Raw genomic sequence first — 16,192 nt, forward strand, 5'->3', positions numbered from 1 at the left:
TGGACTCAGCTCTGGAGAAGGGTCGAAACGTGGGCTTTGATGAAGTCGCGGTCGGCCGGAATGCGGATCGGATTGCCGGCGCGGTGGCCGTGGACCGATGGGATCGGCCGCAGCGCGGCCGAGCGCGCGTTGATGAGCTTCGGCAGCTCGCGCTCATTGTCGCGCCAGTCGAAATAGCGGTCGGTCTGCCCGGGCATCAGCAGCATATGCGCGGTAATCGAAGCCAGCGCGCGATCAAGATCGCCGCCGAAGGCGTCGCAACGGCTGATGTCGCCGCCCTGCCAGATCGCGATCTGCGTCAGCAGATTGTTGGCGTCGCGATGCGCGAAGGCGGTATCCCAGGTGGCGGCGAGATAGTCCTCCTGCGAGGCAAAGCCCTGCTCGCGCCAGACCTCGTCGCGATAGAACTCGTAGGACATCGCCCAGCCGGCATAGATGCGGCCCATCGCCCGCAGGCCGGCGACAGGCTTCTCCACGAAGCGGCCATTCTGGAACGCTGGATCTGCCATCAGCGCCGCCTTCACCGCGTCGAGGAACAGATGATTGTAGGGCGAGCAGCGCGCGCTGCCGCACACGACCGCGGCGCGCTCCACCATGTCCGGGTGGAGAGCAGCCCAGTGATAGGCCTGCATGCCGCCCATCGACCAGCCATAGACCAGCGCGAGCTTCGCGATGCCGAACTGCTCCTCCAGCAGCCGCCGCTGCGCCGCGACTGCGTCGTGATAGCTGATCGCCGGGAACGGCGCATCGCCGAGCAGGTCGCGCGTGTTGGACGGCGAGGACGACAGGCCGTTGCCGAACAGGTTCGGAATGATGATGAAGTATCTGTCTGAATCGAGAATGCCGCCCGGCCCGATCAGCCATTCGGTATCGACATGCTGGGCGCCGAACGACGTCGGATAGAGGATGACGTTGTCCTTGGCCGGATTCAGCGTGCCGTACGTCTTGAAGGCGAGCCGCAGCGACCGGAACGTCGCGCCCGATTGCAGCACGACATCGCCCGCCTCGAAGATCTGATATTCGCCGCTGACTTTCATGCGCGTGGTCCCGTGTCATCCATGAGCTGAGCCTAGGTGATGCGCGGCCGTGCCACACGCCCATTTTTTGGCATGGCCTGCTCGCGTGAACGGCGCAACGGCGGGGGCGGCACGTCACCCACGCGCTCGCATTCCCGCGGCTGCTGAGGCCCGAGTTCTGGCAAGGATTGCACACCCTCGAAAGAATGAGGGCGCAGGGAATGCCGGGTGAAGGCCTCACCCATGGCCCGCCTGCGAAAAAAATGCAGGCGGCAGGAACCACAGGTTCAGCCGACAATCCGGCATTCCCTGCGCGATGGGCTTACGGCTGCTCCGTGCTCTCCCTGGGGACCGGCGTTCTTGCCCCCATCGCCCGCGCCTGCCCTGGAGCAGAGATCACGGACTTGGCCTCAGCGTCGGGAGGCCAGGACCACACGGCTTGACCGTCCGCAGCAGATCGTTCGTCGGCGCGACTTGCGTCACGCTGCGACCCGCCACGGCCACCGCATCCCCGCCTCGCGTCTCGTGACGACCGCGCGTACGCCCCTCATCGATGAGGCGGGATGCGCGCAATAGAGCATAGTTTTCGGAAAACCGAAAGGTGAATTTTTGGGCGATTGCGGCTGCCGTGCGGACGCAGGACTTTCGCATATGACGATCGCGGTTTTGCGCGCGTCTCTCTCCACGTGGTCATGGCCGGGCTTGTCCCGGCCATCCACGTCGTCGGCATGCTGGGAACGGCGTGGATGCCCGGGACAAGCCCGGGCATGACGTGCCACAAAACAGCAATCACGCCAGCCGCGAGATCTTTCCTTGCTGCCATAGAGAAACCCTGTGTTTCGCGACCGCCCGCTTGCAAACTGGCTCCGCCCCTTCCAGCTGACGCACGGACGCCGTATGACGGCCCGACGCATTGGAACGAGACATGACCGCAGCAATCGAATTCGGCCTCGACACCTTCGGCGACGTCACCCGCGGCGCTGACGACGCGATGGCCACGCATGCCCAGGTGATCCGCGACGTGGTCGAGGAAGCCGTGCTCGCCGACCAGCTCGGGCTCGACTTCATCGGGCTCGGCGAGCACCACCGCGGCGACTTCGCGATTTCGGCGCCGGAGGTGGCGCTGGCGGCGATCGCGGCGCGGACCACGAAGATCAGGCTCGGATCGGCGGTGACGGTGCTGAGCTCGGATGATCCGATCCGCGTGTTCCAGCGGTTCGCGACGCTCGACGCGGTGTCGAACGGCCGCGCCGAGGTGATTCTCGGCCGTGGCTCGTTCACCGAGTCATTCCCGCTGTTCGGCTTCGACCTCAAGGACTACGAGGCGCTGTTCGAAGAGAAGCTCGATCTGTTCGTCAGCCTGCTGCCGCAACAACCGCTGACCTGGCAAGGCCATCTGCGCCCGCCGCTGCGCGAGCAGCTCGTCTATCCGCCGGTCGAGCACGGCCGGCTGAAGGCCTGGATCGGCGTCGGCGGCAGTCCGGAATCGGTGGTGCGCGCCGCGCATTACGAGCTGCCGCTGATGCTCGCGATCATCGGCGGCGAACCTGCGCGGTTCGCGCCCTATGTCGATTTGTATCATCGCGCGATCAAGCAGTTCGGCCGCGAGGTGAAGCCGATCGGCGTGCATTCGCCGGGCTACGTCGCGGACACCGATGCGCAGGCGCGCGAGGAACTGTGGCCGGACTACAAGACCATGCGCGACCGCATCGGCCGCGAGCGCGGCTGGCCGCCGATGGGCCGCGACGAGTTCGTGCAGGAGGCCGACCACGGCTCGCTCTATGTCGGCTCGCCGGAGACGGTGGCGCAAAAGATCGCCGCCACCATCAAGGCGCTCGGCCTGTCGCGCTTCCAGCTGAAGTACTCGGCAGGGCCGCTGCCGCATGCCAAGCTGATGCGCAGCATCGAGCTGTATGGCCGCGTGGTGGTGCCGCGGGTGCGGGAACTGCTGGCGCAGGAAGCGGTGCCGGCGTCCTGATCAGCGGTGCCGTGACGGCGCCTTGGTGAGCATCGGTCGTCCGACACCCACCGCCGTCGTCCCGGCGAACGCCGGGACCCATACCGCGTGATCGTTCTGTGTGGCACGCTGAGCGTCGCTCTTCGCCAAACAGCGGCGCGGGGCTATGGGTCCCGGCGCGGAGGCCGGCACGACAGCGGTGGGATGGATAGAGCACCCTCACATCGCTCAGCAGACGTCCATCGTGGCGGGCAACAGCAGCCCGCGCTCTCCTGCCGCCACCCGCGCCAGCTCCTCAGCGGCTCGCATCAGCACCCCGTCCCACGCCATCGGCTTGTCCTGCCGGAACAGCCGCATGGTCGGATACCACGGCGTATCCGCGCGGTCGCGCAGCCAGCGCCAGTCGAGGGCGTAGGGCAGCAGCACCCACACGGGGCGGCCGAGCGCGCCGGCAAGATGCGCGACTGAGGTGTCGACGGAAATGACGAGATCGAGCGCGGCGACGGCGGCCGCGGTTTCGGCGAAATCCTTCAGCAGCGGCGCGAGGTCGACGATGTCGCTGCCGAGATCCAGCAGCGCGGGCACATCCTCCGGCCGCGGCTCCTTCTGCAGGGAATAGAGCTGCACGCCCGGCATCACCAGCCGCGGCAGCACGTCGCGCGCGGCGAGCGAGCGCTGCCGGTCGCCCTTGTGCCGGGGATTGCCCGCCCAGACCACGCCGACCTTGAGCTGCGGCGCGCGGCCGAGCACGCTGCGCCACGCCGCGACCTTGACCGGATCGGCGGTGAGATACGGCACGTCGCCGGGAATCGTCGCCAGCGTCGTGCCGAAGATGCGCGGCAGATCCATCAGCGCCAGCTGCAGATCGAACGGCGGCAGCGGCGCGCCGCGCGCGACCACGGTGACGGCCTCCAGACAGCGCAGCAGCGGCGCGATCGCCGGCTGCACCTGCAGCACGATCCGGCCGCCCATCGCCCTCACGCGATCGACGTAACGCACGAATTGCAGCGCATCGCCGATGCCGTATTCGGCAAACAGCAGCAGCGTGCGGCCGGCGAGCGGCTTGCCCTGCCATTCCGGCACATCGAAGCGCGGCATGCCCGCGGAGAGATCGGGGCAGTCGCGGCCCCAGCGGTGCTCGGCGAAGCCGGCCGGGAGGTCGCCGCACATCAGGAGAAAATGCGCGTGGTTGTACCGGGCCAGCGCGTCGCCGGGCGCGAGTGCGACCGCCCAATGGGACGCTGCCAGCGCATCGTCGATGTCGCCGGCATTGCGCAGCGCCACCGCGAGATTGGCGTAGCCCTTTCCGTAGGACGGATCGGCGGCGACGGCGCGGCGATGCGCCGCGACGGCCTGCCCGGTCTCGCCGCGCAGCTCATGGATGATGCCGAGATTGGTGTGCGCCGGAGCGTGATCGGGCGCGAGCGCCAGGGCGTGCTCGCAGGCGGCGATGGCGGCGTCGAGCTGCCCGGCGCCGCACAGGCAGGCGCCGAGATTGCTGAGCACGACGACATCGGTCGGGTCGAGCACCGCCGCGCGGCGATAGGCCTCCACGGCCTCGGCTGAACGGCCGGCCTCGTACAGCGCATGGCCGAGCAGCCGCGCCGCGCTGGCATCGCCGGGCGCGAGATCGGCAGCGCGGCGGTAATGAAGCGCAGCCTCGGTGAAGGCGCGCTGCCTGTAGAGCACATCACCCAGGCTGAGATGCAGGCCGGCATCCCCCGGGCGCGCAGCGAGCGCCTGCTGATAGGCCGATACGGCCGCCGCGTCGTTCGCCTGGTCGGCGAGCACCTGCGCGAGCGCCCGCCAGGCTTCGGGATAGGATGGGTCGCGTTCGAGCAGCGCGCGATACGCGGCTTCGGCGTCGCTGAGCCGGCCCTGCCGCGCCAGGGCGAGCGCGAGATTCCAGCGGGTGCGGAGCAGTTCCGGGTCGAGCTCGAGGGCATGGCGATAGGCAGCCTCGGCGTCGGCGAGGCGCGACAGCTCGAGCAGCGCCGTGCCGAGCTTGCTGTGAATGGCGGCGTCGTGCGGCCGCAACGCCGCGGCGCGCGCGAAGGCATCCGCAGCCCCTTCGCGCTCGCCTTTGACAGCGAGGGCATCGCCCAGCGTGACATAGGCCGGCGCGTGGTTGGGATCGCTGGCGAAGACGCGTCCGAGCAGCGCGGCGCCCTCCGCCATGCGGCCATCGGCGAAGGCGAGGATCGCGGAGAGATGCAGCGCCGGAAGATGATCCGGCGCGGCCTGGAGGATCTCGCCGCAGACGACCTGGGCCAGGCCGGCCCGCCCTGCATTGTAGTGATCGGCTGCCTCGATCAGCAGTCTCTCGACAGAAACAGCCCCCATGATGTCCTCGACGTCTCGCACCGGATGCAGGCTTGAACGTGCGGCCGGACGATTTCAGGCGAGACGCGCGGCACGAATCGCTCAGCTCGCGGCCGCCTCGAGGCTCGCGGTGGTGCGGGCGCGGGCGATATCCGGCGTGCGATAGGCCGCTTCCGGGATCGTTGCGAGCCGCGAATCCTGAAGCCTGGAGCCGAGGCCATAGAACTGCTGGAAGCTCATGATCAGCGGCCGCCATTTGTCCGGATCGATGCGGTCGCGCGCCCCTTCCATCAGGATGGAGCCATCGACGTGAACGCGCTGCACCCGGACCTCGAAGCACTGGATGTGGCCCTTCAGCACGGCATCGTCGTCGGCGATGCCGTGCATCGCCTCGACCCGCGCTTCGAGCTGCACGGGACATTCGGCGACGCGCGGCGCGGCGACGGTTTCGGATCGCATCGCCGTCAGCCCGGCTGCGCCGAACTTGTCGGCCTCATGGCGATAGCCGCCGCGCTGCTTCATCGGCGGCACCGGATCCGATCCGGTGGTGAGCGCGAGGCGATCGACCGCAGCCACCAGATCGACCGACGGCAGGTTCAGCACGCACTCGCGGCTGCGCCGCATGTTCTGCGGCGTCTTCGATCCCGCGGCGAGGCCGAGCATGCAGCGCCAGCCGAGCCAGAACGCCGACGACATCGGCGCGAGATTGAAGCTGCCGTCCTCGTTGACGGTGCTGATCAGGACGACCGGCGTCCCGAAATAGAGGATGCCCGGCTCGATGGTCGTGTGCATGGAAGCGCTCTCCAGGGTGATGCATGCCGGCGGCAAATTCGCGCGCCGCGCGGACGGGCGCATGCGTCCGTCTCGCCCCGGAAGATTTGCGATGCGGCGACGATGCGCTCCACCCGATTCCCGAGCGGATCGGAATCGGCGCGTGACGGGAGAGACTTCACGATGGAGAGGCGGCGATCCCGGCCGCCGCAGCCGCCCCGGCTCGGCAACCGCCGAGCCCGATGGTTGCCGTACGCATCTTCTCATCCGATGGTTGACGCGATATGATCCTGCTGCGGGCAGGGAGGCTCTGTTGCGATGAGGAAGCTCACGAGGGCGACGTCGTTCCAATTGTTTGCTGTTGCGTTGGCATGGGTCGCGCCGAGCGGGCACGCGTCGGCCGAGGCGGATATCTGCACCCCGGTGGCACAGCTCATGAATGGCTTCATTGCGCAGGAGCTGTTCTACTGGGACCCGGACACCAAGACATGGGCCGCCGTGCCGGACGGCGGCCTTTCGCTCTCCGGGGGTGAAGCCCAGCTGATCTACGTCACGCGGGAATTTTTTCAGGACGAGCCGCGGTCGGGCGCGATCGTCGTCAAGACCGGCCGCAAGATCGATACCAGCGAGAAAGATCCCGAGCCCGCCCGCAAGAAGATCAAGCTCGATCGCGCCAAACAGGCCGAATTCGACTCCTGCCGGGGCAGGGAGCCGTCCTCGTTCGACGGGCGGGTCTCGGCGCTGGAATATGACCGGTACCACGACTACGGCTATGACGCGTCCGACAACGAGGATGGCCGCAGCCTCGGTGAATTTCACACCAGATATGTCAGCCGCAGCGGTCGATGCGATGCCGCGACCGACAGCACCACTTTCGACGCCCCGCTGCGCTGGGACTGGCGCAGCAACCGGTCTCAGTTCTCGTTCGACCCGAGCGTGGTGAGCGGCGGGTTCCATAGCCAGATCATGGCCGGTCTGAGCATCCGTGGAGCCGCCGCGGTCGGATCGGTCGGCCTCGCCGACCAGCGGGTGGACATCATCAAATATCGCACGAACGCGCAGAAGATGGCCTGCATCGCCCTTCGCGTGAAACCGACCGGCAGAAATTTCTTCATCCGTGTCAATGATTTGGAGGGAGCACCGAAGGGCGGCCGGCTGATCCGGGCGGATGAACTGTCGCGCCAGCTCACGCGTTAATCCGTCTTTAGCCGTACTTGTTTAGTATTCTTTCGGCTCGGTGGACGGCGAACGAGCTCGAGGCTTGCGGCGATGACGGACGGACTGACCATGACGTCGGAAGGCCGGCCTGATCTGAAGGAGGCCGGGGACCGGAAACATCTTCCCTCATTTGGGCCCGCGATCCTGCAGACCGGCCTGGTCGTTGCCGCCTGCGCGCTGTTCGTGATCGCGAAGTCGATCGCCACCGGCGGCCGGGTGCATATCGACGATGTCGAGTACTGGATCGTCGGGGTCGTGCCGGTCGCCCTGCTCTACGGATTGTCCCTGCTGATCGCACGCGCCACGCCCGAAGCCAGGCGGGATGCCGTGGCCCGGCGGCTGATTGCGGCCTGGATCGTCACGCTCATCCTGTTCTGCATCAGCAAGGATCTCCACATCTATGAGGGCCTGCGCGATGCCGTCGAGACGGTCGCACAGCTCGGCCGCAGCGCCGCCGAGGCCGTCGTTGCGCTGCTGTTCGCGGCCCTCGCCGCGATGATCACGATGACGAAGCTCGTCGCGGAAGCCGGTGACCGGCTCCGGCTCGCGATCGGCACGCTCGCCGCAATCATCCTGATGACGGGGATGGCGAGCCTGCTGCTGTCTTGGCACTAGGCTCCGTGGCACCAGGCTTCGCGGCGCCAGGATTCGAATAGCTGCTCCAGAGTTCATCCCGGCTCGGAAATCGATGGGACCCGGAGCCCGCGAGCCCCAATTCCCTGATCATGATGGACGCGCTGCGGAAGCCGAGATCGCGATACGCTTCGAACTGGCTCGGGTCGAAGAACTGATCCAGGGTCGTCTCATGCGGGAAATCCGGACTGCCGGCGCGATAGCCTGCGGTCGTGAAGTCGAGATCCCGGATCAATGTCGCCTTCAGATAGATGACGATGCTGTCCGGCGAGCCATCCTCATAGCGGACGCGTCCGACCACATAGGGGGATTTGGCGAAATGCGCGCCGGCGGGATAGCCGACCTCCTTGTCGACCGGCAGCAGGCGATCGACCCCAGCGGCGGGCTCGAAGGTCAGGGTTGCCTTGAAGTCCTCCTTGATGCGGACCGCAGCCGACACCAATGCGGGCAGCGCAATGGTCGCATCAGCCTCCCCGTCGATCAGGACGATGATCCCCAGCTTGCGCCGCACGAGCTCGTACAGACCGAGATTCTCGAAATTTCCGCCGTCCGAGATCTCGATGAAGGCGCCGGTCCGCGCGCGACCATATCCCAGGAGACCCGCCGTCAGGGTCGGGCTCCAATAGGCGGGCTGGCTGCGTCGTTCGCCCTTGAGCCAGGGATTGCCGACCCAGATGCCGAGCCGCATGTTAAGGATCGTCATGACGGCGGAGACGAGACGATTGCGGGTGAAGCCGGTGCCGATGTAGCCGGCATTGGAGTTGACCGCCGCCCCCGACGCCGCCATCGCCGTCGCCAGCGTCAGCGGACCGTACCGGTCCTCATCCGTGTATGACTTGGTGTCCTCCCAGCCGGTCGAACGCGAGCCGATATAGAAGGGCGACAGGATGAAGTTCACCCCGCCCCGATTGACGATCCTGGGGTCCACGTCCCTGACGATCCGGCCGAAGGTGTTGATGAGGGGATACGGAACGGGGGATCCCTTGCGGGCGGACGGCGAATACGACGATCGAAGGTCGACGAGATTGAGGCTGTCGGCCACGGGTGAATAGGTCGCCCGGCCGATCTTCACCGCCAGCGTCGACGGCAGGAATGCTTCCATGAGACGGTCGCGATAGAACCGATGCAGGCCGATCTGGTTCACGTTGGCGCGAATGCTCAGGACGACACCGACGATGATGAAGACGGTCGACGCATAGGCGATCAGCGACTTGTAGGAGGCAAGGCCGCCGGGGAGAAGCGGCGAGTTCTTCTGAGAGAAGACGTCGAAGACGAAGACGGATCCGATATAGCCGAATGTCAGCGTGCCATACAGGAAAATGGCGGCCCCGAGTGGCACGAACACGCGCGACGCGATGGTCTCATCGATCTTCTTGACGAAGGAATAATAGCCATAGAGCGCCGATGCCGCGCCGCTCAGGACGGTGAAGAAGGCGGTGAACACGATCGAAGGACCGCTGGAAGCGGTGATCTTCTGAGCGAGGAAAAATGGCAGCACGGGCAACGACCCGACGACCAGCACGGCGAGGCCGATCGCGAAGATGACACCGAACCATTCCTCGAGCGTTCGCCGCCACCAATAGCTCGCCGTGACGGAGGAGCCGCGAAAGAAATACTCGAAGACAAATCGAGCAATCAGCACGATCCCGAACAGGCTCGAAGCGACGATGACCGCGAGCGTGGTGAAGCTGATCAGACGCCAATAGAGCAAGATCGGCACGACGATCATCGCAGCACCCGCCACGGCGGATAGCACGGCAGCCATGCTGACTCGTGGACCCTGGCCGACTTCACTGGGAACGCGCGTCAGGAGAGCGAACAGCAACGACATGAAGACGAAGAACAGGACCCCCACCGCATAGACCACCAGCGCCAGCGTATACAGCGGAGGCAGCGCGAACGGACATTGCGGCTTGGTGGACATGCAGGTCCATGTGAACCACGACTCCGGAAATCCGGGCAGCGGCCGGTCGAGCGCAGGGAAGACGTGCTCGATGACGCCGGTGAGCAGGAGGTTGATGAGTTGGACGATCAGGAACAGAAAGAAGATCAACGGCAGCCAGACGATCAGGCTGATCAGCAACGTCCTGAGAACGACGTAGATGCCCGACAAGGCGGTGATGCCCTGGCCGGAGATCAGGTAGTTGCCGTGATTGCGCAGGAAGGCGAGGTTGCACTTCTGGTCAGGATTGTCCGACAGGTTCGGATTGGACAGATGGTCGCAACCGTACGGGAAATTGTCACGGTCCACGCCATAGATTCTTGGCCCGGCAGCGACCGTCGTGCCGGGGAGCGACGCTCCACCGGCTGCCTGCACTACGACAGGGGCCTGCGCGAGAGCGGCAGCTTCTTTCGCCCGCGCCTCGCTCCACCACCATTGCAGGGAGGAGCCGATGTAGCCGCCCCCCGAGACCGTCGAGATGTAGTCGAACTTGGCGAGCAGTCCGTGGGCGACCAGCGCCTGAAGCGCGCCGAGACTGAAGGTCGCGGAGCGAATCCCGCCGCCTGAAAGACCGATGCCCTTCCAATCATCGCTCTCGCCCTTCCCGATACGGCGCGCGTGGGTTTTCGCAAGCTTGCGCTTCTCCCATAGCAGCACGGCTTGCTCATGCCGCTCTTCTGGCGTCCCCTTCTTGGAGCGGCCACGGGAGTTTGCACGGGCACCAAGAAAATCACTCATCGGAAATTTCGATTTGCGCACGCCGGACATGACGGCGAGCCAATGATAAAAACTAAGGGTATCACGCGCGGTCGTGCGCTTCAATTAAAACGAGGATGATGCGCAGGGCGCTACCAACGATCTGGATAAGCGGCCTTCACAGTCACACAGATCGCGCTTCAGCGACGCAAGACCAACGACGAGAGTTGCAGTGCCACAGGAGCGATGGCGACCGACTTGCTCCCTCACGGAAGAAGGCAAATGTGGACAGCGGCAGATGGCGATCCCGGCATGACTCGAACATGCGACCTACGGTTTAGGAAACCGCCGCTCTATCCAGCTGAGCTACGGGACCGGAGCCTGCACCGACGTGCAACTGCTTCGGTGCCTCCATAGCAGACCCGGGCACCGACCGGAAGCCTCTCCGGGGGGCAGGTCGGCCCTGTCTCGGACCAGCACCGTGGCAGACCGCCGAACAGCCGCGCCTCCGGGGGCAATCCATGCCTTCAGTTCCGCTCACCGCCGTTCAGGGATCGTCCGGCCGCCGCTCCGAACAAGGGCTGCACGGCATACAGGCCGAACTGGGCGACCCAGTGACCGACCGCCAGATAAGAGCCGCTCCAGTTCGACGCCGGCCGGTAGCCATTCTCGACGTGGGCTGCATAGGCGGCGGCGATGTCGGGGCGCCCGCTCGCCTCGTACATGTCCCAGAGCCCCCAGGCCCGGCTGAAATTCAATCCAAACTCGTGGTCGGTCGCCGGCCGCTCGATCGGGCTCGGCAGCCCGTTCGTGGCGATGAAGCGCGATAGCCAGGCGGCATAGTCCGCCCGGCTCAGCACCCTGGCGACCAGCGCCGCCCAGTTGCTGCAGATCGCCATGAATTGTCGCTGCTCCCGCCCATAGGAGCATTCTGGGTCGGCGTCGACGAAGCTGGGGCGGATCCAGCCGATCACCTCGGTTTCGAGATCGGCAAGACCGCGGGCACGCGCATAGTCGAGCAGATTGGTCAGGGCCCAGCTGTCGCTACGATACTCCCCGGCGAAGCGGTCGATGCGGCGGCCCCGATAATATTGTCGCAGCGTCCCCGCAACCTCGTCCGCAAACGGCACGAGATCGTCGGAGCCGGTGAGCTTCCGGTGATCGATCGCGAGCCGCAGGAACCAGGCACGGCCATACGGCATTTCGAATTGCGGCGATTGCCGCAGCAACCGGCGCTCCGACGCGAGCCTGTCGGGCGCCAGGATGGAAGCCACGAGGGGCTGATATTGACGATCACCCGTTGCCCGCTGATAGGCGATGAGCGCCCAGACGCCGTGGACCGCCGAATGCCAGTCGACACATCCCCTGAACGCCGGGTGGTTGGTGTCCTCGCGGCGGCTGCACGTCGCAACCTGCCGGGCGAGATTTGCCGCCATCGTCTGTCGCTGCGCCGCCAGCGGCAACGCGACCTCGGCGGCCGCAGCAGCGCCGCAGCCGGCCAGCAAGGCGAGCGCAATCGCGAGCCTTTTCAACACGATCACACCCTCGTTTCCGCGCGCAGCCCACTCTATCCGTCCGCCGCCCGATGGTCTAAGAGAGCGGGCGCCCGGCAGGCGCCAGGATAGTCCCCTGCCGTCGCCACCACAAACATTGCCGCCGCCGGATCCGCTCCGGATGTTCCGGCAGCAGATCCAGCGTTGAGGAAGCAGATTCGTGATGCTCATCCGGTCGGTCATTCTCGGCATGCTTGCGGGCTGCCTCTCCGTCGCCGCGAGCCAGGCGCAAGATACCCGCAATCTGCTGGAGTCCAAGGAGTCGCTCTACAACAACATCTATGTCTATGAGCAGGGCCCCTATCGCAGCATGACGTTCGGTCACAACCGGCGCATCTATACCGAGAGCGTCTACAACACCCGCGACGAGCTCGACCTGCCGGTCGACTATACCCGCTTCATGACCGCGAGCGTGATGTACGCCAAGAACGTGAGCTCGATCCTGGAGATCGGCTTCGGCGGCGGCCGCACGGCCTGGTACCTGCACCGTTTCCTGCCCAAGGTGCAGGTGACCTCGGTCGAGCTCGACCCGACCGTGCTGGAGTTCGCCAAGAAATATTTCGGCATCAAGGAGGAGCCGAACTTCCACGTCGCCAACCGCGACGGCCGGCTGTTCGTGCAGGAATCGAAAGAGCGCTACGACATCATCCTGATCGACGCCTATCGCGGCCCGTTCGTGCCGTTCCACCTGCTGACCAAGGAATTCTATCAGCTCGTCAAGGATCATCTCGCCGAGGGCGGCGTGGTGGCGCAGAACGTCGAGCCCTCGACGATGCTGTTCGATGCCGCCGTGAAGACCATTCACAGCGTGTTCCCGCAGGTCGACTTCTACGAGGCGGGCGGCAACATCGTCATGGTCGGCTATCCCGGCGACGAGCGGAAGCCCGAGGATCTCGCCGCCGTCGCGCAGGAGCGCGACAAGGAATTCGGCTTCCGCTACAAGCTTGCCGACATGCTGGCCCAGCGCAAGCGCATCGACATCGACAATGGCCAGGTGATCGACGCCAAGGCCAAGGTGCTGACCGACGACTTCGCGCCGGTCGAGGCGCTGAAGACGATCGAACGCCACAACAGGAAGCTGCCGTGAGCGCTCCGGTCTCCCGCGCCGGCCTGGTGGCGATCTACGTCTGCTCGTTCCTGGTCGGCTGCGTGCTGATGGGCTTCGAGATGCTCGGCAGCCGGTATCTCAATCCCTATTTCGGCAGCGGCATCGGCGCCTGGGCGAGCCTGATCTCGACCGTGCTGTGCGCGCTCGCGATCGGCTATTTCGCCGGCAGCGCCATCGTCGATCGCCAGCCGACGACGCGCACGATCGGCGTCATGATCCTGATCGCCGCCGCCTATATGGCGGTGGTGCCGGCGACCGCCGACACGGTCATGGCCGACATCCTCGACACCATCGGCGACGGTCCTGCCGCCACGCTGCTCGCCTCGACCGCGCTGCTGCTGGTGCCGCTGACCTTGCTGGGGACGTTCTCGCCGATCGCCGTCAGCCTGCTGACCCGCTCGGCCGGCGAGGCGGGCCGCGTTGCCGGCCTCGTCTATGGCGTCTCGACCATCGGCAACGTCGTCGGCACGCTGGTCACGACCTTCATGCTGATTCCGACGATCGGCTCGCGGGCGATCACCTACTACTTCGCGGTGGCGCTGGCGGGCTGTGCCGGCATCCTGTTCATTCCGTTCGGACGGAAGAGCTCGCGGCCGTGACCGGGAGGAGCAAGGCAGCCCATGTCCGCGCATGCTCTGTCCTGAGCGGCGCCGTCGTCGCGATTGCCGCCGCCGTGCTCGGCGTCAGCGCCGCCACGGCTGCCGATGGGTGGATCGAGCAGTGGGACGGACGACGGGCGATGGAGCACATCGCCGACCAGCTGCGCTTCACGCCCCGCGCGATCGAGACGCCGGGGCATCAGCAGACCATCGACTACATCAAGTCGGCCATGGCGAAGACGGCCGCCGAGGTGGTGAAGACTCAGAATTTTGCCTTCAAGAGCGACGACGGGCGGGTCCTGCGGCTGACCAACGTTATCGCCCGCTTTCAGCCGCAGAATCCACGCCGCGTGATCGTTGCCACGCACTACGACAGCATCATCCACGCCTATCGCGACGCCAACAACCCGAAAGCGCCGATGCCGGGAGCCAACAATTCGGCATCGGGCGTCGCCGTGCTGCTGGAAACCGCACGCGTATTGTCCCTGCTGCCGAAGGCCGAGGTCGGCATCGACATGATCTTTTTCGACGGCGAGGAAGGGCCCCGCGCGCTGGGCGCAGGTGATCCCATGTGGCGAGCGCTCGGCTCACCGCACTTCGCGGCGAATCTGAAAGAGTACTATCCCGACCGCAAACCCGAAAAGGCAGTCGTGTTCGACATGGTCTGCGACAAGGACCTCGCACTGATGCCCGAACCGATGTCGCTGCGATCGGCGCCCGCCGAGGTCAAGAAGTTCTGGAGCATCGGCCAGAGCATCGCTCCCCAGGCTTTTCTCACCAAGCCGACGGCGTACCCGATCAGCGACGACCACACGGCGCTTGCGCAGGTCGGCATTCCCAGTTTCCTCGTCATCGATTTCGACTACGAGCCGCATTTCAACACGACGCAGGATACGCTCGACAAATGCTCTGCCGACAGCCTCCAGGCGGTCGGCCGGACGCTGCTGAAGTATCTGCTCACGCCTTAGTCCTCTTTGCCCGAACGCCAAGCCGCAACCCGGGTCCCGAATTTCTGGTCGGCCGCGGAGAGCGCGCCGGGCTTCTTCGTAGTTGCAACGTCGTTCCGCGGTTGCGCGGCGGTGCCACCGAAGCTACAATACAATCATTGCAGGATTTATTGTGTCTGAGCCACTGTTTCTGGTGGAGACGCTGATGACTTTGGTTGAGAAATTGGAAAAGGTCGGCGCTCGGCCCAAGGCTTCCGGCGCTAAGAAGGATCCGTCTCTCGAGCGCCTCAACATCTACATCGGGCTGGCCAAATTCCTGTTCGGCACGTTCGCGCTTGGCCTGATTACCCTTGTGCTCAATCAGCAATACCGGACCGCACAGCTCGAGCTGGAGCGCGCCAAGAGCGAGCATGCGCTCGGCCTGCAGGACAAGCAGGTCGAAGTCGAGTACCTTCACAAGTTCCAGACCATGGCGATGGACAAGGACATCACCGTCCGCGTGGATTTCGCCGACTACATGAAATCGGTCGCGCTATCGAAGACCCTTCAGGAGATCTGGGAGAAGTACTACGCCGCCTTGAGCAAACGGCAGGCCGAGCATCAAGAGAAGATCGAACGCCTGAAAAATCAAAAGAAGGATGCCGCCACCGAACTCAATGCGGTGATCTTGAAACCGTCGGATTCGATCGTCGGCCCGCTGCTCGAAAAGTTGCAGCGTATCGACGCCGAGCTCTATACGACGCAGGAAGCGCTGGACAAGTCGCGCTACGGTACGTTCAAGGAGAATTATTTCGACTTTCAAAGCATCTACGACGATGCGGCTGCCGCCGAGCGCGCGCGAGACTACGAGCGCGAGCGCGATCTGCTCTTTGGCGCGATGGAGCGGATACCGAAGACGGTCAAGCCCTACTTCCTCGCGCGTCTCGCAGGAGCCTACCGGGCGCTTCACGACTTCTCCAGCGCCCGGGCGGTGATGCAGCAGGCCGTGGATCTCGCCCCCACCGCAGAAAGCCTTTTCCGGCTTGCAATCATGCAGAAGAACGACCGGCAGGTTCAACGGGCGCTGGAAAGCCTGAAACGCGCCGCAGAACTCAGTGACGACGATCCGGACACGTTGAGGCAGATCGAACTCGTTACGGCGGGCTACCTCATTCACAATGGGCAGCGGGATGAGGGGCTGCGGCTTTTTGCGGCGCTTGAACCGAGCCTGCAGCCACGCGACAATTTCATTACGAACATAGCCTGGTTCTATGCGGTCGCTGGCCGGGACGACGATTTCTATGCAGCGTTGGAACGATCGCTGCAGATCAACCGTCAGGCCACGCTGACCTGGATCGACCAGGAGGTCGACATCGACAAATACCGCGAGGATGATCGCTTCAAACAAGTCGTCCTGCAAGCGCGGGGTCGGAGCGGCCAGCGGCCGTAGC

Annotated in this window: 12 protein-coding genes and 1 tRNA gene; 7 read left to right on the forward strand and 6 right to left on the reverse strand. The window is 65.3% G+C overall.

The window, feature by feature from the left end; translation table 11 throughout:
- Positions 1-5: 5 nt before the first annotated feature.
- On the reverse strand, positions 6-1,037 hold the full coding sequence (locus HL666_RS26615) for an alpha/beta fold hydrolase (RefSeq protein ID WP_172111727.1): 1,032 nt from the start codon (positions 1,035-1,037) through the stop codon (positions 6-8).
- Positions 1,038-1,941: 904 nt separating this feature from the next.
- Here HL666_RS26615 and HL666_RS26620 point away from each other — a divergent pair.
- On the forward strand, positions 1,942-2,994 hold the full coding sequence (locus HL666_RS26620) for an LLM class flavin-dependent oxidoreductase (RefSeq protein ID WP_172131406.1): 1,053 nt from the start codon (positions 1,942-1,944) through the stop codon (positions 2,992-2,994).
- 207 nt (positions 2,995-3,201) lie between these two features.
- Here HL666_RS26620 and HL666_RS26625 read toward each other — a convergent pair whose 3' ends face one another.
- Positions 3,202-5,316 (reverse strand): tetratricopeptide repeat protein, encoded by a 2,115-nt coding sequence (locus tag HL666_RS26625; RefSeq protein ID WP_172184470.1) that lies wholly within the window; start codon positions 5,314-5,316, stop codon positions 3,202-3,204.
- Positions 5,317-5,397: 81 nt separating this feature from the next.
- A complete protein-coding gene (locus HL666_RS26630) occupies positions 5,398-6,087 on the reverse strand; it encodes a flavin reductase family protein (protein ID WP_172184472.1) in 690 nt (229 codons plus the stop codon).
- A gap of 297 nt (positions 6,088-6,384) precedes the next feature.
- On the opposite strand from HL666_RS26630, the gene HL666_RS26635 reads away from it, so the two are divergent.
- Together HL666_RS26635 and HL666_RS26640 are read left to right on the forward strand one after the other, a co-directional pair.
- Entirely contained in the window at positions 6,385-7,263 is an 879-nt protein-coding gene (locus HL666_RS26635; RefSeq protein ID WP_172115445.1) for a hypothetical protein, read from the forward strand.
- Positions 7,264-7,335: 72 nt separating this feature from the next.
- On the forward strand, positions 7,336-7,899 hold the full coding sequence (locus HL666_RS26640; RefSeq protein WP_172184474.1) for a hypothetical protein: 564 nt from the start codon (positions 7,336-7,338) through the stop codon (positions 7,897-7,899).
- Here the strand turns inward: HL666_RS26640 and HL666_RS26645 are convergent.
- The 3 genes from HL666_RS26645 to HL666_RS26655 form a co-directional block, all read right to left on the reverse strand.
- Positions 7,853-10,597, reverse strand: coding sequence for a patatin-like phospholipase family protein (locus HL666_RS26645; RefSeq protein WP_172184476.1), 2,745 nt, complete (start codon positions 10,595-10,597; stop codon positions 7,853-7,855). The two genes, HL666_RS26640 and HL666_RS26645, sit on opposite strands and share 47 nt — an antisense overlap.
- Positions 10,598-10,854: 257 nt before the next feature.
- Positions 10,855-10,931: transfer RNA gene (locus tag HL666_RS26650), tRNA-Arg, on the reverse strand.
- Positions 10,932-11,082: 151 nt separating this feature from the next.
- On the reverse strand, positions 11,083-12,291 hold the full coding sequence (locus tag HL666_RS26655) for a DUF2891 family protein (protein WP_172184478.1): 1,209 nt from the start codon (positions 12,289-12,291) through the stop codon (positions 11,083-11,085).
- Here HL666_RS26655 and HL666_RS26660 point away from each other — a divergent pair.
- The 4 genes from HL666_RS26660 (at position 12,272) to HL666_RS26675 (ending at position 16,191) form a co-directional block, all read left to right on the forward strand.
- Positions 12,272-13,195, forward strand: a complete 924-nt coding sequence (locus HL666_RS26660; protein ID WP_172184480.1) for a spermidine synthase — start codon at positions 12,272-12,274, stop codon at positions 13,193-13,195. The two genes, HL666_RS26655 and HL666_RS26660, sit on opposite strands and share 20 nt — an antisense overlap.
- The gene (locus tag HL666_RS26665) at positions 13,192-13,815 is read left to right on the forward strand and encodes a fused MFS/spermidine synthase (protein WP_172115455.1); all 624 of its coding nucleotides are present in this window, start codon (positions 13,192-13,194) and stop codon (positions 13,813-13,815) included. The genes HL666_RS26660 and HL666_RS26665 overlap by 4 nt, the downstream gene beginning before the upstream one ends.
- Complete coding sequence (locus HL666_RS26670; RefSeq protein WP_376698620.1) at positions 13,812-14,783, forward strand: M28 family peptidase; 972 nt, start codon at positions 13,812-13,814, stop codon at positions 14,781-14,783. Before HL666_RS26665 ends, HL666_RS26670 begins: the two co-directional genes overlap by 4 nt.
- Before the next feature lie 151 nt (positions 14,784-14,934).
- A complete protein-coding gene (locus tag HL666_RS26675; RefSeq protein ID WP_172184482.1) occupies positions 14,935-16,191 on the forward strand; it encodes a hypothetical protein in 1,257 nt (418 codons plus the stop codon).
- Position 16,192 lies beyond the last annotated feature (1 nt).

It is taken from the genome of Bradyrhizobium aeschynomenes (genome assembly GCF_013178945.1).
Classification (GTDB): Bacteria; Pseudomonadota; Alphaproteobacteria; order Rhizobiales; family Xanthobacteraceae; genus Bradyrhizobium; species Bradyrhizobium aeschynomenes.